Here is a 19593-nt window from a genome sequence, read left to right as displayed (position 1 = left end):
TGCTGATTCAAGGCATCCCCGAGAATCACTTGTCTTCTCTTTATAGCATTAGTTTTAAATTTTTTAGCGGGCTTTATCATCCCCCTACCCCCTTCAAAGGGGGACAATCAGATACCGTAAGCTATCATTGCTGCCCCTTAAAATTTGCATTCCGTTTTGGGCTTCATTTCTGGAAATGAAGCCCAAAACGCATTTACAGAATTCCCCCTCTCAATTGGAGAGGGGGTTAGGGGGTGAGGCCCTTACTTCACCCGCACCACGCCGGCACCATGATACGAATGGTACTCAGCATTGTACATGGCATCTGCGCCTATGGGCCCCATCTGAAACGTGCCTTTGCTCACGGCGCGCACCTGGTAGAAGAAGTACTGCGGCTTGGGGCGGGCGGTGGTGTACAGGTTGATGCGGTCATCCCGAATGTCCAGGTGATCTGGGGTGGCGGGGTTCATCTTCTGGAGCCACTGGAATTCGCGGGTGGTCATCAGGCGCGGGTTCTCTATCTCGAAGCCGGCCGGCAGCATGTCGGTGATGGCTACGTTGGGGATGGAGCGCGTATCCAGGGTCTGCAACTCCACCCGCACAATCACCAAATCATTCTGCTTGAAGGTGTTGCTGGTGAGCACTTTTCCGTCGCGGTCAAAGAAGGTTTTGCGCACTTTCAGGTAGCTGTCTTCCTGCTTGAACGCGCCGCTCTGGCTGATGCCTTCCAGTTCCCAATAGTAATACAACAGACCTTTGCCTTTGCTCTGGAGGTTCACGGGTGCTGTATTCAGTTTGTTTGCCACGATGAGGTCTTTGTCCGCATATGTCCCTAGCATTTTACCGTTCTGCAAGAGTTGCGCCGTTTGGGTTCCTTTGCTTCGGCTGGCCAATTTACCCAGGGCCAACAGCGCAAAGGCCCGTTCCTGGGTGTTGAACCAGCGCTTGGACCTGAGTTCCTGCGACAAATTCCTAGACAAGGTGCCCACCTGCGGATGCTCGGGGTTGGCCTCCACCAAACTGTTCAAAGAGATGGCCATGTCCCGCACCGGAGAGTAGAAACTTCCGTCTAAGGCTCTTACTGAGGTCTCACCCGCAAAAGACTTAGGCAAGAGTTGACTGAAGCTCTGGAAACTGCCGTTGAGCGCGTACGTGCTGGCCAACAGGTAGCGGGAATCCAGCGCCAGCAGTTCAGGCTTGGACTTGTAATAGTTCATGGTGGGCCAATCGGGTTTGCCGGCCAGGCTGAGCACGTACAGCGAGTAAGCCGCTTCATGGACGGCAATCAGTTTGCTTTCTACTTTGCGCTGGGTGTTGTAGAATTTGTAGACTTCGGTGGCCTTGGTTTTTACCTTGTTCTGGAGATAAGCAATGGCTTTGTTCTCCACTTGCTGGCTCACCGGATAGCCGGCTTTTCTGGCTTCCAGCAGGAAATGCGCAGCGTAGGCGCTGCTCCACCAATCGGTTTGGGTAGCACCGGGCCAATAAGTGAAACCGCCGTCATACTGCTGCATTAACTCAATTTTGGTGATGGCTTCCTGCACCAGATGGTTCGGATTCACCGCGCGGCCTTTCTGGCCTTGGTTCAGGGCTCTGGCCAAATCTGCGTAGTACAGCAGCGGGAACGCGGTAGACGTAATCTGCTCCAGACAACCGTGCGGGTACTGTAACAGGTACGTGATATCATCGGTGAACTGCGCCAGCGGCGAACTACTCACCACTACTTTAGACGCCACCGAACTCGGAATAAAATCATGGGTAGGCGTAATAGCTGCCGTAGCCGCATCTTTCAGAGAACCGGTTCCAGTAATCTTGGTCAACGGCGCCGTCGGCCGAATGGTCAAGTCAGTGGTGTTGCTGAACTGCTCGCCTAAGGCGTTTACTTTCACCACCACCGACGCCTGCCCAGTGGCCTGCTCCGCCACTACCTGGTAGATTACCTGGGTTTCAGTATTGCCGTTGACTCTGGCGGTTTTGGCAGTAGCACCCACCACGCGCAATGGCCCGGTCACGGAAATGCTGCTGCTTACGTCGGTTGCTTTGGCAGTGGTATTGCTCACCAGCACGGGAACCTGCAAGGTGTCTTTCGGGCTGGCGAAGCGCGGCAAGGCGGCGCTCAGCACAATGGGGTCCGCCACGCGCAGCATCTTTTCGGCAGAGCCGAACGCGTTGCCTTTGTACGCCACCGCCATCACGCGTAGGGAACCCGAGAACTCGGGCACTTTTACATTCACGGAGGCCTCGCCGTTGCTGTTGGTTTTGAGGTGACCGCTCCAGATAGAGACCAACTTCACGCGTTTAGAAGTCAAGGGATTCACCCGTTTCTCCAGGTCATAGCCATCGCCGCCCACGCTGGACCTTCGGTTGCCAATCTCCGGAAACAGGTACGGGTACAAGTCAAAGGCACTCACTTCCAAGGCGCGTTTCTGGTAGAAGAAGCCGTGTGGGTCGGGGGTCTTGAAATCTTTGAGCTGCAGAATGCCTTCGTCTACCACCGCCAAGGTCACCTGGGCATTGGGCACGGTTTTCACTTTTACCTGCTGCGTCCTTTTGGAGCGGGTAAGTTCTGGGGCCAAGACGGCTACGTCTAATTTCGTCGCTTTTTTGGTCACGGCCACGGCTTTGAACCCGCGGGCAATGGTCATGGGCAGGCTGTTGTCTTTGATTTCGCGGAGCGCGATGGCCGAGATGTAGACCGTGGGCAGGAATTCGTCTTGAATGGGCAAGGTGAACGAGGCCGCTTTTTTATCGGTGTCCAGGTAATGATAGCTCAGCACTCTGTTTTGCTCCACGGTCACCAGAATTTTGCCCGCAAACGGCGACTTGAACAGGACTTTGGCTTTCTCGCCCACTTCATAGGTTTCTTTGTCCAGGGAAATCCCCACTTCGCCCTCTTTGCTCACTTCAAAGGAGGTGCTCTGCGTATCACCCCAGCCGTAGGCGTAAAACCGCTGCGCCACGTAGTTGTAGGCGTTGGGCCGCATGATGCGCAGTTCATATTCCCCGGAGGCCGAAGGCGTGAACGTCACCGCTTTCCCGGCGGCGGGAATATCTAGGGCTTCATCATACACCACAGTTTCTTTGCGCTGGGAGTTGTAGCCGTAGTTCTGTTGGTTGCGCTCAATCACAGATTCATAGGTGTAGCGCACCACCTGCACCCGCGCCCGGGCGAAGGTGGGCTTTTCTTTGCTGTTCAGGGCAATGATGGGCACGTGCATGGCGGTTTGGGTACTCACATACGTGTCAAATTTCTTGATGCCATAGAAGCTTTCCTGCGTGCTCACGCTAAACCGGTTGAGGCGGTTCACGGGCCGACCCGTTTCATCAAACACCGAGGTAAACAAAGAGCCTTCCAGCATCCCAATATCGCGGTGGCCCATCAATTCAAACTGTTCCTGGCCGTTGCCCTGCGCATCGGTTTCGCCTTGGCGCACGTTCGTCTGAATCTCCACTTCGCTGGACGTGTTAATCTCGAAGGTATAGTCTGGGTAATTCTTGGGTTCCAGAGTTTTCTTCTTCAGGCTCAGTTGCACTTCGTAATTACGCCCCGCGGCCGGTGGCCCGAAGAGGTTCATCGCGTTCAGATTCACCTGCACTTGTTCGCCGGTTTTGAAATCAGATTTGTTGAGTTTGGTAGTGACTTTGAGGCGGTCTGGCATGAATTCCTCCACGCCAATTTTCTGCGAGTTTAAAAGCACGTCATTGCCGGAATAGACTTCCAGCGTGTACGTCCCGGTCACCGCCGAGGCAGGCAGAACGAAATCTGTGGTACGCGCTCCTTCTTGGTTTAAGGTGCCTTTTTGGCTGCGGTATTCCTTGCCGTTGGGCAGCAGCAACTTGAGTTTGATGGGCAGGCCGGCCACAGTTTTCCAATCTGGGGTGCGCACCAGCGTATTCACGTGCACGGTGTCACCGGGCCGGTACAAATCACGGTCGCCGTAGATGAACGCGTCATAGGTCACGCCTTCCAGCCGCTTGCCACCCACATCAAACCGGGAGGTGTTCACGGTGGTCTGGCTGTAGGGCAGGTAGTTGAAATCCTGGCCCTGGCGCGCGGTAATCAGGCTAACCTTAAAGTCAGGCGCGTTGCGGGCCATGTCTGGGAAGCGGGCCACGCCGTCTTTGTCAGTGGTGGCTTTGTAGACCACCTGGTTGTTGGTACTGATGAACCGGACTTCCACACCCGACAGCGTCTCGGCGGTTTTGATGGAATTGGCGAACACCAGCACTTCGTTCTGGCCTTGTTTGGCAATCAAGCCAATGTCTGAGACCGAAATGATTTTGGAATCCTGCATCCAGATTTTATCGGCACTGGCCACGGTGAGCACATATAGCCCTTTGAACTGACTGTCGAAATCCAGGTCGGCTAGGTCCAGGTTGAGCAGGGTTTGGCCGTCGCCGCGGGGCAGGTTCGCAGCTTCGTATTCCCGTTCATAGATGACTTTCCCGTTCTGCTCGTTGACCTGGTAGGTTTCATAGTCATGGTATTCCTCGGTTTCCTCGTTGTAGAAGCCATCATACATTTTGCCTTCTTGCAAAAACCGGAGGATGTTGTTCTCAAACACCTTGCTGATGGTCACTTTGATGCGCGGTACCTGCGCCAGGTTCAACGCCACGTTGCGGGCACCCTGGCTGCTCAAATACACGGCCTTCTGGTCCACAAAAGAAAGCGTAGGCGTGGTGTTTCCGAAGTCTACTCTATGTTGTGACGTCTGGCCCAGCGGCTGCCCCACCAGGCCGTTCAATTCCCCGGACACGCTCACGGTGTACACTGAACTGCCCGTAAAACTTCCCCGCAGCACCAAACCGTTGTCCAGTCGTTCCACCGTAAAGGCGCGGTACGGGTTCACCGTCACCAGTTGCTGAATATCTGGGTTGGTGACGGGTTGCGAGGTGTAGATGTAAATACTTTCCTGTCCTTCTTCCTGGGTGCCGTACACTTCCCGCACCTGCATTTGAGACCGCGTGGGTAAGGTAATTTCCTGGTCAATGGCCTGAGGAGTGGCATAGGAACTGCCCGCGGTGGTGAGGCCTTTGGCAATGTTCAAGCGCAGCAGAATAGGACCCGTGAAGTTCTGGTTGACCTGCTTTACCTTGAGCGTAAGCTGGCGGCCGTTGCTGCTCACCAGTTCCAGCGGCAAATTGGTCTGGGCCTGGTACACCTTCAGCAAATCTCGCAGCTTGGCATAGGCCACGGGGTAGTTGAAGTTCAGTTCTAGGCTGCCTTCCAGCTCATTGGGGCTGTTGGGGTTGCGCACCCAAAAGGTTCTGGTTTGCTCCAGGGCCAGATAAGGCGTATGGAATCTGATTTCCGGCTCCGCCGAAATTTTGTATTTCTTCTCTGAATGGTTGAGTAAGTGCGGCGTCAGTTCGGCTTTGTAATTGGTAGCTGGCGCGAAGGGCTGCGTGGGTGAAAACACCAGTTCATCGGGCCCGGCCCACTTGAATTTGCCTTCTACCTTGGGCGTGAATTTGATGTATGGCACGGTGTCCCATTGGTTCAGCAGGGAATCTGCCACCAGCCGTTTGTCAAAGGTGAACACCAGGTTCTGCTCCTGGGCAATCTCCTGCTCAAAGTTTTTCTGTTCTAGCGCCAGCTCGTCACTTTTTCCGCGGCAACTGAACGTGGCCAACAAAACAAACAGTGCCAGCCCTTGCAGCAGTGCACGGGTAAAAGTGGCGGTGGGGGTGGATTTCATGCAGTTTGGGCGGGTAGAGGTTTCCTTCTCTAAACTTACACAACCTGCGGTTTATTTGATGGGAACTATATAGAAATATTCATTTTAACGAGGTGGTAGCGGGCGCGATTTTCCGTTTTCGGGCTCATTTCCGGAAATGAGCCCGAAAACGGCTTGGGCCGCCCTGAGAAATTGGGCGCATCTAAGTGAGGCTGCCCTCCGTTATAGGGTTCGGGCACATGGTGAGATTTCCAGGGAAAGACGTTACAACTGCTCAACATACTATCCTTCACTTCCTTAAAAGAGACTCTTATGAAATGGCTAGGCAGAAGAAAAAGCAGTAATGTAGAAGACCGCAGAGGCCAGGGAGCCGGCGGTTTTGGCGGCGGTGGTGGCATCAATCCCATGCTGTTGATTCCCTTGTTCCGGCTCCTTTTCTCCAAAGCGGGGTTGGTGGTGCTGGCCATTGTGGCGGCTGGCCTGTTTTTAACCGGCACCAATCCGCTTACGCTCCTGCAGCAGTTCATAGGCGGGGAGCCGCAATACGCACAAACCTCTTCCCCTGCCCAGCACAGCCCCGAAGAACAGCAACTGGCAGAGCAGACCGCTATTGTGCTGGCAGACACCGAAGATGTCTGGAATACCTTGCTGCAAGGGTACCGAGAACCTACCCTGGTGTTATTCTCCAACCAGGTGAGTTCGGCCTGCGGACAGGCCTCGTCGGCCTCCGGCCCGTTCTACTGCCCCGGCGATGAAAAACTGTACATTGACCTGAGCTTCTTCGCCGAGATGGAGCATAAGCTGGGCGCCGCCGGCGACTTCGCGCAGGCCTATGTAGTGGGCCATGAAGTGGGGCACCACGTGCAGAAAATCACCGGCACCATGGATCAGGTGAACGCCATGCGGGGCCAACTCTCTGAAGTGGAATTCAACAAACTCATGGTACGCGTGGAATTGCAAGCCGATTTTCTGGCGGGCGTGTGGGCGCACCACACCCAACGCACCAAAGGCGTGATGGAGCCCGGCGATCTGGAGGAAGCCCTCAATGCCGCCAGCGCCATTGGCGATGACCGCCTCCAAAAACAATCCACTGGCCGGGTGGTGCCAGATTCGTTCACGCACGGCACCTCGGCCCAGCGCGTGCGGTGGTTTAAGAAAGGCTTTGACACCGGCGACCTGGCGCAGGGAGACACGTTCAACGCTACCGTGTTATAGCGTCACAGCCGCTTAGTAGTCGTTCAGAATAGTACCCAAAGCTATTTTCCCATGGTTTCGTGGGACTGTCCTTCCGTTTTCGGGCTCATTTCCAGAAATGAGCCCGAAAACGGAATTTTTTGAGACAAGTTAATGGCAGGTGACGAGTAGTATTAGCAGACACCTATATTTGTTCTTTGCAGTTAAAGGAGCCAGAGTTTCCTGAATGGTTATTTTATCTGTCAGGAAATTGCTTGACCTTCTTCAAGGTTGCTTCCAGACTCTCAATTCCAAAAATCCCTAATTCTATAGGCGTAAACAAAAGCAATGCATTCAAGAGAATGCATTGCTTTTGCTTTTTTTCAACTATAGTCAGGAACTTCACTTAAATCCTTCTGAAGTGTTTAAGTGAATTCCTCAAGTAAAAGCTGGTTTAAATCTTAGTGTTGCAACAGAAAGCCAGGATAAAATTCTCTGGCTAAGCGCTTTTTTATCACACCATATTGGTCCTCTCCAGTGACCAAAAAGACGAAATCAGGTTCTTTGCTTATCCATCGCCAGTACGAAGCAGGAGTTTAATCACGGTCTTAATAGCAGACGCTATTAAGTCTCTAATAATAATGTTATTTATCTTGTAAATAATTATAGTTACTTATTAGCGTAAGTTTCCTTTTTAAGGGTTATTAATTCACCCATCTTGGCTTATATTCTTTAATTAGCTACAACACCTTAGAAAAACATTTTAACAACAAAACTTAGGTGAATTTTCTATTGAAGAACTGAAAACCAACCTAGTACAGGAGTTCGCTTTAGATTATAGACTACACCAAAACCACTTAAAATTACGATTCATTGATTTAGCTTTTTTTCTGCTTTAAACTTAACACGTTTTACACATGAAAATCCTTCCGTTTAAAGTAGCTAACTCCACTTTATTATCACGCTCAGGCCGAGCTTTATCTCTTTATTCTCCACAAGAGGATTTCGCCAAGAAGGAACCGCCCAATATCACGTCATCCTCCTTGTCTACTATAGTAGGCGCCACCAGGCACATGTGAAGAAATGCCCAGGCAATGCACACCTTTACCCGCTCTTTCCTACACACCTAGAAAATTCCCTTTCTAGCCACAAACCCTTCTTACCAGTTTATTAAAGTGACATACAGGCAGCAATAGTACTGCTTGGCGCAGGTCTTTTGACATTGGCAATAGCCATAAAAGAGAGCGCTCAAAAATCACCGTATAAGCAGCTTTTCAAAGATTCACAGCGCTGGCACAGTTCCTTAATTCTGTCCCATGGCTGCGTGATTAGTCTATTCCGCTTTTTTTATTATTTAACCTTACCCCTAACCAACAAACAGTATGATTCTAAAAAAAACATTCAGTTGTTTAACCTACCTGGGTTTATCACTAGGTAGCGTGAGCCTCCAGGCACAAGCGCAGGCACCGGCCTTGCAGAACGTGCGGGAAGTCACCTCCGGCACCAACGAGTACAGCAGCCCGGTGTGGTCGCCAGACGGACAAAGAATTCTGTTCACAGACCACCACAACGACGCGCTCTACATCAAAGATGTGGCCGGCAATGGCGCCGTGCGGAAGTTAAAAAGTGGCCAAGGCATTGGCTACAAGGCCCGCTGGACCGCAGACGGCAAGGACATAGTCTTCTATGAAAAACAAACCTCTCCTGCCGGCGCCAGAACGCTGGTAGAAAAAAGCATTGCCGTGAGCGGCGGCCGGGAGCGCGTGCTTTCAGAGGCGAAAGACACAAAGGCCAACCGTACTTTCTCTGCCAGAAAAAGCCCTTCGCTGAAAGTGTACATCAACCCCGAGACCCTCAAGCTGGAGGCCAGAAAAGGAAACGGTGAGCCTTGGGTTATCACCAAGGAGGAAGGCCAGTTCTACAGCCCCCTGGTGTCGCCAGACGGGAAATCGGTTATTGTGAACGAAGGTGCCAACATGTACCTCTACTCCATTGACGGCAAAGCCAAACGCAAAAACCTTGGAATGGGCCTTCCCAGCAGCTGGCTTCCAGACGGCAGCGGCATCCTCACGTTTGAAGACGAAAGCAAAGACGGTCACTCCATCTCCGGCTCAGAACTCTACTTTGTGGCTGTCAGTAACGGCGCCAAGACCAAGCTCACCAACACCCCAGACAGAATTGAGATGTGGGCAGACGTCTCGCCGGACGGAAAGCGCATTGCTTTCTCCGATGAAAAGTCAGGCAAAATCTATGTGGCCGATTTAAAAATCAAAAAGTAACATACTATGACCAAACATATACAAAACAACTTCCTACGGGTGGCATTGACTTTCTGCCTGGCTTTTTTCACACTGGCCGTTCAGGCGCAGATAGTGGTAGTGATTGACCCGGGGCACGGCTACGCCGCAGACGGCAGCAACCCAGACGGCCGTACCAGTACAGAGATTGCCACCGCCCTTTCTGTAGGTCTTAAATTGCGCGACCTGTTAAACAGCCAATGCGCCAGCTATTCAGTGAAAATGACGAGAACTACCGCTAATGGCTGGATCTCTGTTACGCAGCGCCGTGACATGTCTAACAGCTGGGGCGCAGACCGGTTCCTGAGCATTCACTGCAACGCCGGCGGCGGAAGCGGCACAGAAACTTTCTGGTGCAACAGAAGCACGTCAGGCACCACTGCCAACAGCAACTTCTCTCTGGAAGTCCAGAACCGCATGGCGGCAGGCGGCAGCTGGACCAACCGGCGTTCTGTGGAAGATGCCACCTATATCTATCATTTGGGCGTTCTGAATGGCAACAACGCCATTGGCGTACTAAACGAGATAGGCTTTGTGGATTCAGGTGACGCCACCAAACTCCTGGACAATACCTGGCGAGACAAGTTTGCCACCGCTTACCTGACCGCGCTCAAGAACAGCCTTGGCACCACCACCTGTACCCCGCCAGTAAGCACCGGCACCCTCATACAGGCAGAGACTTACTCTTCTGTGCAGGTTGGCGCAGTGCAAACAGAAACTTGCTCTGACACCGGTGCCGGTCTGAACGTGAGCCATATTGATACCGGAGATGAGTTCTCTTACAGCAACGTCAGCTTTCCAACCGCAGGCAACTACACAATTGAATACCGGGTAGCCAGCTTGAACGGCGGGGGCACCATAGAGTCCATCCTCACTGGCGTGAAAGTGCTTGGACGCGTGAACGTACCTTCTACAGGGGGTTGGCAGACAGGCTGGACAACCATTTCCCAAACGGTTAGCATCACAACGGGCGGTACCTTTACGCTGCGCCTAAAGGCCATTGCGGGCGGCTGGAACCTGAACTGGCTAAGAGTAACCAAACAAACAACGGCAAGAATGGCGGTTGCCAAGGCTGAGGCAGATGAAGAAGTTGTCGCTTACCCTAACCCTGCTGAAAATGAGCTGTCCCTTCGCTTCACCGGAACTGCCACCAACGCAAGGGTTCTTAACACCGCAGGACAGACCGTCCTTGACTTGCCCACCTTAACCAGCGACCAACCTATTGATATCACTTCCCTCAGTAGCGGTGTCTATATCTTAGACATGGTCATTGACGGCAAGAAAGTCTCTAAGCGGTTCATTAAGCGATAATGTATGAAAGCAGTCTTTGGTGTACTTTGGTGCATCAAAGGCTGCTTTTTTTATCTTCCCGCTGGTGCAACTTGATTCTCTAGGATCTAACTCAGCGTTATTACAAGCTTTCTTTCCCACAAATAAAAAGGCCTTCTATATAGAAGGCCTTTTTTATAAATCAGCATTTTCCAAGTAGCATGTTATGGAAGCAAGGCTGGGCACTATCCTTTTCATTTTATCGGGTGCTTGTGTATTTATAGAAAGTGCTGCCTTGAAAATGTGGCCTTGAGCTTCTGCCTGAAATTTTAAAGGAAGCAAAAAGCAGTAATCCGGCCGCAAAAAAGCAGGGCATTAGCAAAAAGGGTAATCCAGATTTCTATAGTTTGCCTATTTGTGCAGTTTGTAGCTAAGTAAATAAACCAGTCTCGTTCTGTACTTTAAACAAGTTGTGCCGGGAACAAATACAGGTGCGGCCTTTCTAAGCAAGACACTTCTGTTTTTGGCTTCGTTTCCAGAAATGAGCCCGAAAACGGAAATTCCACTACCTAATGTACCTCACAAAACACAAGAAATTGTCATCTATTTGGTCACCTGTAAAACGAAAAAAGCCTTGCAAGTTTCCTTACAAGGCTTTTTCTTTATCTGAGGTAGACCCTACAGTACATATTTCGCACCATTTTATGAGGTCTTTAGAGCTCTTGGCTCTGCTGTAAACTTGCTAAGCCCAACTTTTAACTTATTTTACTTCCTTACTCAAAAATCACACTATGTCAATACGTTAAATTTTCAGTTGCCTCCATTCTTGACCACATTCCATTGGAAAGCTTTGGGATTGACATAAAATAGGTTTTGGTTAATGGCTGTAGCCCTATTCGTATCCGTATCAAGGAGAGAGCAGGTCTATTTTCAAGAACTAGATTCAGGATTACCCAAGGAAGCGATTCTGGACTCCCAGTACATGCTCAGTGCTTCCTGCTGCATTAAACATGTACTGAAAGTAGGTGTTGTGACCATCTACCTTTCAATGGAAGCAATTAGCACATAGCCAGACCTCCTCTGAGAAGGTGACTTCTCTACGCTTCAAAGCCCGATGCTGCTGCTCTTTATTACATACAGCAGTGCCTCCCAATTTATTAAGTCTATCAATCCCTTAAAATATTTTTTTGTCACAAATATTGACAACTTTTGTGACAAAATTATTGTAAAACTTGTCACAAATATTGATTAAATTTGTGACAAGTTTAAATATGGTTCACGATGGAAAGCACAGAGAAGCAAATTGAACGATCCATAAAGAGAAGACCAAAGGGGACATTGTTTTTCCCTGATGATTTTAGCAAGTTTGGTTCGTCTGATGCCGTCAGGAAAGCTTTGGAACGCCTCACTGCTAAGGAGCACATTATTCGGGTGGCTCAGGGAATTTATGCAAGGCCTAAGGAGAGTAAATACATCGGCGTTGCTATGCCTTCAGCTGAGGAGATTGCCGAAGCCATTATTAAACGAGACAAGCTACGGACAGTTCCCACAGGGATTTATGCTTTGAACGCCTTGGGGTTAAGCACACAAATCCCGATGAAAATTATCTTACTTACAGATGGTTCCCCCCGTGAAATAAGAATAGGGAAAAGGACGATTAACTTCAGGAAGACAACCCCGAGCAATTTATTGGCAAAGGGGAAAATCAGTCGCCTGGTTATCCAAGCCCTGAAGGAGATTGGGAACGGAAATGTGAGTGAAAAAGAGGAGTTTAGGATTATCGATCTATTGAAGAAGGAAGACAGGAAAGATTTGGAACATGACATCTCACTAGCCCCAGCATGGATACAAAAAATAATGAAGAAAGCTTTATAATGACTGACTTTCACAGAATAGAGCCCGAAGAGAAAAGAAATATTTTCAACGCAATTAGTAACAAAACAGGCATGCCTGCCTTTGCTGTCGAAAAAGATTGGTGGGTCACGCAGACACTTGCCATCATATTTGAAATGGAGGCTGGGAAGCATCTGGTGTTCAAAGGCGGTACTTCTCTAAGCAAAGCATGGAAACTAATTGACCGGTTCTCAGAAGACATAGATTTGGCAATTGACCGAAAATTTTTGGGGTTTGCAGGGGAGCTTTCCAAAAAAGAACGCACTAAGCTAAGGAAAACTGCCGGCGAATACACAACAGGAGAATTTCTTGAGGAATTGAAAGAGCGTTTCCAAGAGAAGGGGTTCGCTAATGTTGACCTGGTCCCTGTGGCTGCCATTGATAGCGACCAGGATCCAAGAATCATTGAGGTACACTACCCTAACGTGACGGAGCACCCTGATTATGTTCGTCCAAGGGTCCAAATTGAGATAGGCTGCCGTTCGTTGATAGAACCCTTTTCCGTTAAGGAGTTTGGTTCATTAGTAGATGAAATATACCAGGACCGTCCGTTTGCCTCACCATATATCCATGTGCCAACTGTAGATGCGAAGAGAACTTTCTTAGAGAAGTTATTCCTCCTGCATGAGGAGTTCAGCCGCCCCGCCGAGAAAATCCGGGTAGACAGGCTGAGTCGCCATATGTATGACGTTTACCATTTGTCACAAAATGCAGATATTTTAACCGCCATGGAAGACCAAGACCTTTACGAGACGATTGTAGGCCACCGTCATAGATATGCCAAAGTTGGCGGGGTGGACTATAACTTGCATAATCCCAAAACTCTGAATCCCACGCCGCATCCCGACTTTGTAAAGGCGTGGGAAAATGATTACAAGAAAATGCAGAGCGAAATGATCTACGAGCAGACACCACCTACTTTTGAAGACCTGATTATAAATATTGAACAACTCAAAAACAAACTGCTATCGCTTTCCTGGGTATTCTCCCTCAAGTTTGAGTAGAGAATGAAGCCTTATGCGTTGTTGACCCGTTTCAGGTGCAATTATGTTGGCTAGCTGCTTGACCAGCACCAGATGCAGTGTCAACGCTCTCGATGGGAGGCCTTTACTAACGTGTGGGTATAACCCCTTGAGCATATGTTCTAAGCACGGGAACAGGATTACGTATTGGGTTTTGCACTGTTCAACCTTACTACAGTTCATTTAATCCGGCTATAAAATTAAATATTGTCAACATGGACATGGTTCAGTTTTAGGGAACTGCACAGCGCTAGAAGCGTATCTGAAGAAGCCTGACAAATTGAGCAGTTTGTAAACCTGATTGACAGACCGATTACTTGGCACTCAGATGGAAGTAGACAAATTTTAGTGACAGCGTACATGCAGGCAATATGACATTATACCATTCTTCAACTATAGATTACCCAAATAACTCTATCATACCCACTGGTAATTGGGGGAATTTTCTTTTTAAAATCGGCCTTGAACATCAAAGCTGGAATAGGGAAATGGCTTTAGAGGCGGTAAGAGCTTGGCACTTTCCGCATAAGCCTTCTAGGTTGAAGTCCACCTTTGCCTGTGATAATTTAGAGACTATGAAGTGTTACCACTCTAAGAATAATCCCGATGGTTTCATTTACGAAGTTTCAATTGAGGATAATACGGCACCGGTCCATAAAGGAGATTTCAATGCCATCGAGCCTTTGTCTAGTGTCTCCTATAATATGTGGCAAATAGCGAATCTATACTGGGAATATGGGCTTAAAACATCGGTAGAAACTTGGGAGAACATCGAATGCTCCGAGATAGTACTAGCCTCCCCGTTAAGAGTAATCAGGAAGGTCACAAGGTAAATGCAATGTTGTCAATCGGAAGACGCGGTTTCCTTTCATGAGGTTACCAGATTAGTCCAAGTCAGGCTAGAATAATTTTCTCCCGCAGTGTACTTTCAATTGTCTATAAATGTTGTGGTGTCACGGAAAGAAAGACCAAATCCCGTTATGATATTGGTACAAGCACTGCGCTATTTTGTTTTGGGAGTTCTGAGGGTGGAAGGTGCAGTTGGAGACTTGGGAATCCTAGCCCAATCAAGTGTATAGAATTTCAGGCGTGTGAGGCTTCACCCAAAGATTGGCGCGTAAACACCAAAGTAGCAACCGCTCACCAGATGTGCCTGCATTACACTAAGTCTCTCGTGTACCAGGAATTGAGATACACAATATTTACCAAGACGGTAAAGCAGCACAAATGGAAGCTGTTGGAGCCATCTCCCTACTAAAGATTTCCAACAATAGTAGAAGGCCATTTTATTAGTCAAGGCCTAAAACCCACTATTAACCCTGCTACCTCCTACACTATGGGCAAATAGATATTTTTCGGCAAATGCTAAAGGCTGGTAATAATCCATTTTCGCTTTACTGATCAAGGTGTTTCACCTTAGGCAACTCTAAACTAGGCACCTCCACTGCAGGTGTTTTCACTTTGACGTTTTCCCTTTTGAACTGGGAGATGGGTATTGACAACCCTACCCTTACCTGCACCGGGCTCAGGTATGGCGTCTCACCACTTTGGTGTAACACGTTGTACTGGGCAAGCAGGTAGCCCTGCAGCGGTCCGTAGAGATCAAAGGTCTTGCCTAACCCCAACGCCAGCCCCTTCACCCATTCCCTGTTTCCAGCCTGCAGCGGCTCGGCCCCGTCTTGGGAGACGGGCGAGTGCAGGTCCTCGTAGTGCAGCCTTCCGAAGAAGCCCTTCTTGATTTTGTGGTCAGCGAAGAGCACGTAGCCCAGCACCCGGTCAGGGCCCCCTACCCAGGGCCGGGCCCCGGGGTCTATGGAGAGGCGGTACTGAAAACCGACGCCCAAGGAGAGCAGGCTGTAGAGCCGCCAGGCCACCGTGGGCGTAAAGTCCACGTTGAACCGCTCGCGCTTACTGAACTGCCAGAGCGAACCAATAACGACCCGTTCCTGCCAAGGCCTGCCCTTGAACTCATTCAGCTTAGGGTATTGCCAGGGCGCATCTTTGAGCTGCTCCAGCCGCTCCAGGGGGCCTGCATATTTGACCGCCTCCTTGGCAGCATCTTTGGCTTTGGCAATTGGTTTTCCGGCTGCGGCATTAACCGCCGTGGCGGCGGCTGACTTCAGGGAGGCAGGGTCAAGCGCAGAACTGATCTCACTTATCAGAAGCTGGGCCTCCCGTGGCAGAAGACCGGCCATAGCGGCCTCCTTTGCCTTGGCCAGCTCAGCCGCCAACAGCCGTTCAGCCTCTTGGTTGGCTCTCATGGCGAGCTGTTGCTTGGCAAAAGCAATAGTGAGGCTGTCCCGGTACTGAGAGACTATGGCCGTGTCTAGCCCTTTGGCATTAAGACTGTCTAAGGTTGTTTTTAAGGCGAGTGAGTCCCGCACCACAGGCGGCGCGGCAAAGAGGCTGTCTCGCTGGGCTTTTATCTGCGTCAGTTCGCGTTTCAGGCCCTCCAGCTTCTGCACCCACTCCAGCGCGCCCAAGGTCACCTGCGCGCGGGCTGCAGTTACCAGGAGCAGAAAGAATGACAAGAATAAGGCACCGGAAAGAAGGGTTCTGGCCATAGTAACAGCAACTTACAAATTAAACAGTTACTATGCCTGCACGGGCACTAACCAAATGTCAAAAAAACATACTGCCCAACTTCTGGAGAGGTCATCTTGATGTAGGTGAGACAATGGGAATAGCCCCTTAAAAGTTACAATACCACTAAGTTCCCGTTTTCGGGCTCGTTTCTGGAAACGAGCCCGAAAACGGGAATGGCCTTGCCTGTGGCACCCAATTGCCAAAACGTGTGTAGAAGGTATCAGAGGCGCTACGTGGCAGTTCAGGAATGCACCTGTGCTGCATCTGGTTACGGCTATACTGCCTGCCTATTGGCCATTGCCCTTTCTCCAAAAACTTAGTGTAGGTTGATTGTAGCTAGTTTATCTAGTAGTGACTATACAATAACCAGAGGCCGGATAAGCATCTCCTTTATTCCTGTTATTTTGCCACTGGAGGGGCTGTAGGTTTGACAGTTCATCACCCCCGCCTGCGGCCACTGGCTTGATGTGGTCAATTTCCCAGCCAGTGCCACCATGTGTTACATCCCCGTACTTTTCCCACTCAATCCAGGCATTACAGGCATCCTTCCTGATAAAGTCTGGATGATAGCCAGGTACTATTTGGCCTTTGTTCCAAACGGCACGTTTTGTTGCCTCTGAAAAAGCCCCGCCACGCGCACTTTCATTAAAAATTCCGTACATACGTTCCCTTTCTGTTTAATTGCTTTAAGAAACAGAAAGGTGGTAGCTTATGTATGATTTGTCAAGCGTTCTGTGGAAAATCACATAAGAAAGCAGCTGTGATTATTCACAGGGGAGCCAAACAATTCCCTAGAAAATAGGTGACTCCCAAATTGTACATTCTTACTGACTACGGAACAGACCTTTTGTGATGCTGCCCCTGCTTTCACATCATCAATAAGGGATTTTAAGGTACGATTCCATTTATGTCCAAGAGCCCCTCTATTACTAGCATCCTCTCCTCAAACACCTCCTGCGCCACCGCCATCAATTTCTTCACCCTGGTCAGCAACTCTTCCATCATGGAATCCTCCAGCCTAAAACTGCTCTCGTAGCGGCTCTTGAGGTAGGCTTCCTCCAGCAGGTGCACCAGCTGGCGCTCTGCGTCTGTATCTCTGGGGAATACCGCCTGTACCGCCGGGGCCAGCACGCGGGTGTGGCGCAGGAGCACTTTCAGGGAATGGGTGCGCTTCTCACGGCCCAGCAGCGACAGCAGAATGGCCCGAAGCGTGAGCTCCGTGGCCTGGTGCAGCAGAAAAGGCACCAAATCCTTGTTCCCCTCAGCCCAGAACCGTTGGGCGGTGCCGTAGAAAGCAACGGCCCTGGAAAAGTTGGCGTTGAACTCCTGCAAGGCGTCTGCCGTTAGCTTTAAAAGCACTTCTGGCGGGGTAGGAATAAAGTCTGGGCTCCCGTCTGTGTACACCAGGTGAGTGGGCAGGCAGCTGAGGGAGTAGAAAACGTCCCCCACTGTGAGCATCTGCTGCACATGGTCTGCCTTGCAGAGGGTGCACGACACGCGCGGGTTGCCCAGGCAGGCGAAGGCTGCCAGTGGCTCCAGGTCTGCGAACGACCGCGGGTGACGGGTGGGCAATACCACTAGCAGCTCCAGATACCTGGTGGCCGTGCCTCCGGTGCCTCGGTAACCCAGCAGGTAGATTTTCTCCGGTTGCACCGCCTCAGCTAGGAGCCGCACAATGGCCTGCACATCGCCGGGCAGGATTTGTTTCTGCCTAACCCAAGGCTCCGGCTGCTCTCCCCCGGGTTTTGGCCCACCGCCCGCCAAATAATGGGAAAGCTCCTATACAAAGCGGTGCATGCGGGCAGGCGCACCTGGCGCACTGCCTGGCGCGGCGCTGGCCCAGCCCCGGTAGAGTTCCCAGAGCAGGTCAGCTGTTGAATAGGTCTGCAGAATGCTGCGCCCGCGCTCCAAAGGTTCCTGTGTGCCGTGGTCAACTCCCCAGCCTGCTTGGTTCCGGGGCTCAGGCATGGTGCTGCACTGGGGCGGCGGGGACTGCGCCGTTTTCTGGGCGGTGCTGCGGCGCGGCCATCTGGGGTTGGGCGGGTAGCAGCTCAAATTCCTTGCGGCCCATTGAATGGGAGATATAGTACGCTGCTTCCAGCAGTTTCTGGAGGTGCTCGTAGCGCAGCACCAGGTTCGGGTCATCGGTGTCCTGGAGAAGGCTGGTGTAGCAGAGGGCGTACTCGGTCCAGGCGGTGAGCAGTTCCCGCCAGGCAGGGAGTGACCCCGCCAGGAAGAAGTCTTTGAGCACCAGGTAAGGGTTGTCCAGTTCTCGTTGCCGAAGCAGCCGTATGCGGCCCCCGTGCGCTTCCTGTAGCCAGTGGTACTCCCGTAGCTTGGCGCGGTTGTCCTCTAGTCTGGCCAGGGAGTCTGGGGGAAGGCGGAAGGGCGTGACCTCGCCGTGCCTGAGCTCCCGCCGCTGGAGCAGGAGCCAGCTGGCCTCCATCAGCCTGCCCAGCCAGTCTTTTACGGCAATAGCATCATAGGGCTGGTCTAGCTGGAACCAGGCGTGCTCAGAGGTGGCTGCCTTAAAATACTGCCACACGTCTTCGCGCAGGTTCTCCACAGAGCTCTTGTCAAAAAGCCAGGTAATCACCTGATACGGCGCCTCTTGCTCCGCGGCGGTAAGCTGGCACAGGGCGGGCTCGGCTGGGGTATTGGTTGGGGGGTCTGTCTCCATGGCGCTTTTTCAATGCTGGTGCGGGAAAGTAGGCCGCCCGCCCCGTGTGCCCCACCCGGGCCATGGGTAAAATACCGGTGCCCCTGTTTTTCTTACTCGCGCAGAAATTCTATCTTAGCGCCATGGAAACCACTAGCAGACCCGTGCACCTTGGGAGGAAGATAAGCCGCATACGCGAACTGCGCGGCATCAAGCAGGAGGCCCTGGCCCACGAGCTGGGCCTGAGCCAGCAGACCGTGAGCCGCCTGGAGGCCAGCGAGACCATGGACGAGGAGATGTTGGGCAAGGTGGCCAAGGCGCTGGGCGTCTCCCCCGAGGCCATCAAGAACTTCAGCGAGGAGGCGGTGTTCAACATCATCTCCAGCACGTTTAATGATAACGCCTCCATTAACACTTACTGCACCCTGAACTTTAACCCGATTGACAAAATAATAGAGCTCTATGACCAACTGCTCAAAAGTGAGCGGGAGAAGGCGGATTTGCTAAAGCAAAAGAGCGGACAGTAAACTAATAAGCCATCGTATAAAACAGAAAGCCCAGCCAAAAGCCGGGCTTTCTGTTTTTGGCTTCATTTCCGGAAATGAAGCCAAAAACGCATTGGTTTTCTTCCTGTTTCAAGGTGTGCGCCGGATAAACTTTTGGTGAAGAAGAATATGGGCTGCGCCAAAGTAGGGCAGAACGCAACACAAATAAGCCAGAAGCCAGCCTTGTTTTGTGACCCGCCTGAACTAAGTGAGCAGCGCACAAACACCGCTGAACTTACCTAAAACTCGTGAAGTGGTAATGGCTCTGGCTATCGAATAAAGGCATGCGTTTTCGGGCGCATTTCCCAAAACGAAGCCAAAAACAGCATCTCCTGTAAAAAAAAGCCAAACCCGCTGAGTAAGTCACTTTTTGCTACTTTGAAATGGGAATACAGCTTCATCGGAACGGAGTTCCTCTTGAGTACATTCAATGACAGTAGTCACCTTTGGGAGACTCAAGAAAGCGGGAGCATTGGGTTTAGAACTGGGGAA

Annotated in this window: 12 protein-coding genes; 6 read left to right on the top strand and 6 right to left on the bottom strand. The window is 51.1% G+C overall.

All coding sequences use genetic code 11. The features are described 5' to 3' along the window. Nucleotides 1–242 precede the first annotated feature (242 nt). A complete protein-coding gene (locus tag IMY23_RS14805; RefSeq protein WP_192822838.1) occupies nt 243–5678 on the bottom strand; it encodes an alpha-2-macroglobulin in 5436 nt (1811 codons plus the stop codon). Nucleotides 5679–5969: 291 nt separating this feature from the next. On the opposite strand from IMY23_RS14805, the gene IMY23_RS14800 reads away from it, so the two are divergent. The 5 genes from IMY23_RS14800 to IMY23_RS14780 all read left to right on the top strand — a co-directional run bounded on the left by IMY23_RS14800 (nt 5970) and on the right by IMY23_RS14780 (nt 13293). Next, nucleotides 5970–6872: a neutral zinc metallopeptidase gene (locus IMY23_RS14800; RefSeq protein ID WP_192822837.1), complete on the top strand. Its 903-nt coding sequence runs from the start codon at nt 5970–5972 to the stop codon at nt 6870–6872. 1340 nt (nt 6873–8212) lie between these two features. After that, nucleotides 8213–9109, top strand: coding sequence for a PD40 domain-containing protein (locus IMY23_RS14795; protein WP_192822836.1), 897 nt, complete (start codon nt 8213–8215; stop codon nt 9107–9109). Between the two features lie 6 nt (nt 9110–9115). Beyond that, nucleotides 9116–10438: an N-acetylmuramoyl-L-alanine amidase gene (locus IMY23_RS14790; protein ID WP_192822835.1), complete on the top strand. Its 1323-nt coding sequence runs from the start codon at nt 9116–9118 to the stop codon at nt 10436–10438. Between the two features lie 1239 nt (nt 10439–11677). Next, nucleotides 11678–12271 carry a DUF6088 family protein gene (locus IMY23_RS14785; protein WP_192822834.1) on the top strand — a complete coding sequence of 198 codons (594 nt, stop codon included), beginning with the start codon at nt 11678–11680 and terminating at the stop codon, nt 12269–12271. Further along, nucleotides 12238–13293, top strand: coding sequence for a nucleotidyl transferase AbiEii/AbiGii toxin family protein (locus IMY23_RS14780; protein WP_225986513.1), 1056 nt, complete (start codon nt 12238–12240; stop codon nt 13291–13293). Before IMY23_RS14785 ends, IMY23_RS14780 begins: the two co-directional genes overlap by 34 nt. Before the next feature lie 1412 nt (nt 13294–14705). Here IMY23_RS14780 and IMY23_RS14775 read toward each other — a convergent pair. From IMY23_RS14775 to IMY23_RS14755, 5 genes are all read right to left on the bottom strand, one after another. After that, the gene (locus tag IMY23_RS14775; RefSeq protein WP_192822833.1) at nt 14706–15875 is read right to left on the bottom strand and encodes a hypothetical protein; all 1170 of its coding nucleotides are present in this window, start codon (nt 15873–15875) and stop codon (nt 14706–14708) included. A 363-nt stretch (nt 15876–16238) separates the two neighbouring features. Continuing rightward, nucleotides 16239–16559, bottom strand: a complete 321-nt coding sequence (locus IMY23_RS14770) for an HNH endonuclease signature motif containing protein (protein WP_192822832.1) — start codon at nt 16557–16559, stop codon at nt 16239–16241. 226 nt (nt 16560–16785) lie between these two features. Next, nucleotides 16786–17661 carry a HEPN domain-containing protein gene (locus IMY23_RS14765; protein WP_192822831.1) on the bottom strand — a complete coding sequence of 292 codons (876 nt, stop codon included), beginning with the start codon at nt 17659–17661 and terminating at the stop codon, nt 16786–16788. A gap of 15 nt (nt 17662–17676) precedes the next feature. Further along, nucleotides 17677–17865, bottom strand: a complete 189-nt coding sequence (locus IMY23_RS14760) for a hypothetical protein (RefSeq protein ID WP_192822830.1) — start codon at nt 17863–17865, stop codon at nt 17677–17679. After that, the gene (locus IMY23_RS14755; RefSeq protein WP_192822829.1) at nt 17858–18577 is read right to left on the bottom strand and encodes a hypothetical protein; all 720 of its coding nucleotides are present in this window, start codon (nt 18575–18577) and stop codon (nt 17858–17860) included. The genes IMY23_RS14760 and IMY23_RS14755 overlap by 8 nt, the downstream gene beginning before the upstream one ends. Nucleotides 18578–18699: 122 nt before the next feature. Here IMY23_RS14755 and IMY23_RS14750 point away from each other — a divergent pair, with 122 nt between their 5' ends. Continuing rightward, the gene (locus IMY23_RS14750) at nt 18700–19083 is read left to right on the top strand and encodes a helix-turn-helix domain-containing protein (protein ID WP_192822828.1); all 384 of its coding nucleotides are present in this window, start codon (nt 18700–18702) and stop codon (nt 19081–19083) included. Nucleotides 19084–19593: the final 510 nt, after the last annotated feature.

The sequence above is a fragment of the Rufibacter sp. LB8 genome (assembly GCF_014876185.1).
Taxonomy (GTDB): Bacteria; Bacteroidota; Bacteroidia; order Cytophagales; family Hymenobacteraceae; genus Nibribacter.
Note: the sequence above shows the minus strand (reverse complement) of the source record. Positions and strands in the feature narration are given on the sequence as shown.

What these genes read in the sequence shown, in the direction of transcription:
- IMY23_RS14805 (WP_192822838.1), bottom strand. Translation starts at nt 5,678, where the DNA reads ATGAAATCCACCCCCACCGCCACTTTTACCCGTGCACTGCTGCAAGGG.
- IMY23_RS14750 (WP_192822828.1), top strand. Translation starts at nt 18,700, where the DNA reads ATGGAAACCACTAGCAGACCCGTGCACCTTGGGAGGAAGATAAGCCGC.
- IMY23_RS14795 (WP_192822836.1), top strand. Translation starts at nt 8,213, where the DNA reads ATGATTCTAAAAAAAACATTCAGTTGTTTAACCTACCTGGGTTTATCA.
- IMY23_RS14790 (WP_192822835.1), top strand. Translation starts at nt 9,116, where the DNA reads ATGACCAAACATATACAAAACAACTTCCTACGGGTGGCATTGACTTTC.
- IMY23_RS14775 (WP_192822833.1), bottom strand. Translation starts at nt 15,875, where the DNA reads ATGGCCAGAACCCTTCTTTCCGGTGCCTTATTCTTGTCATTCTTTCTG.
- IMY23_RS14800 (WP_192822837.1), top strand. Translation starts at nt 5,970, where the DNA reads ATGAAATGGCTAGGCAGAAGAAAAAGCAGTAATGTAGAAGACCGCAGA.
- IMY23_RS14780 (WP_225986513.1), top strand. Translation starts at nt 12,238, where the DNA reads ATGGATACAAAAAATAATGAAGAAAGCTTTATAATGACTGACTTTCAC.
- IMY23_RS14755 (WP_192822829.1), bottom strand. Translation starts at nt 18,577, where the DNA reads ATGGAGACAGACCCCCCAACCAATACCCCAGCCGAGCCCGCCCTGTGC.
- IMY23_RS14785 (WP_192822834.1), top strand. Translation starts at nt 11,678, where the DNA reads ATGGAAAGCACAGAGAAGCAAATTGAACGATCCATAAAGAGAAGACCA.
- IMY23_RS14770 (WP_192822832.1), bottom strand. Translation starts at nt 16,559, where the DNA reads ATGTACGGAATTTTTAATGAAAGTGCGCGTGGCGGGGCTTTTTCAGAG.
- IMY23_RS14760 (WP_192822830.1), bottom strand. Translation starts at nt 17,865, where the DNA reads ATGCCTGAGCCCCGGAACCAAGCAGGCTGGGGAGTTGACCACGGCACA.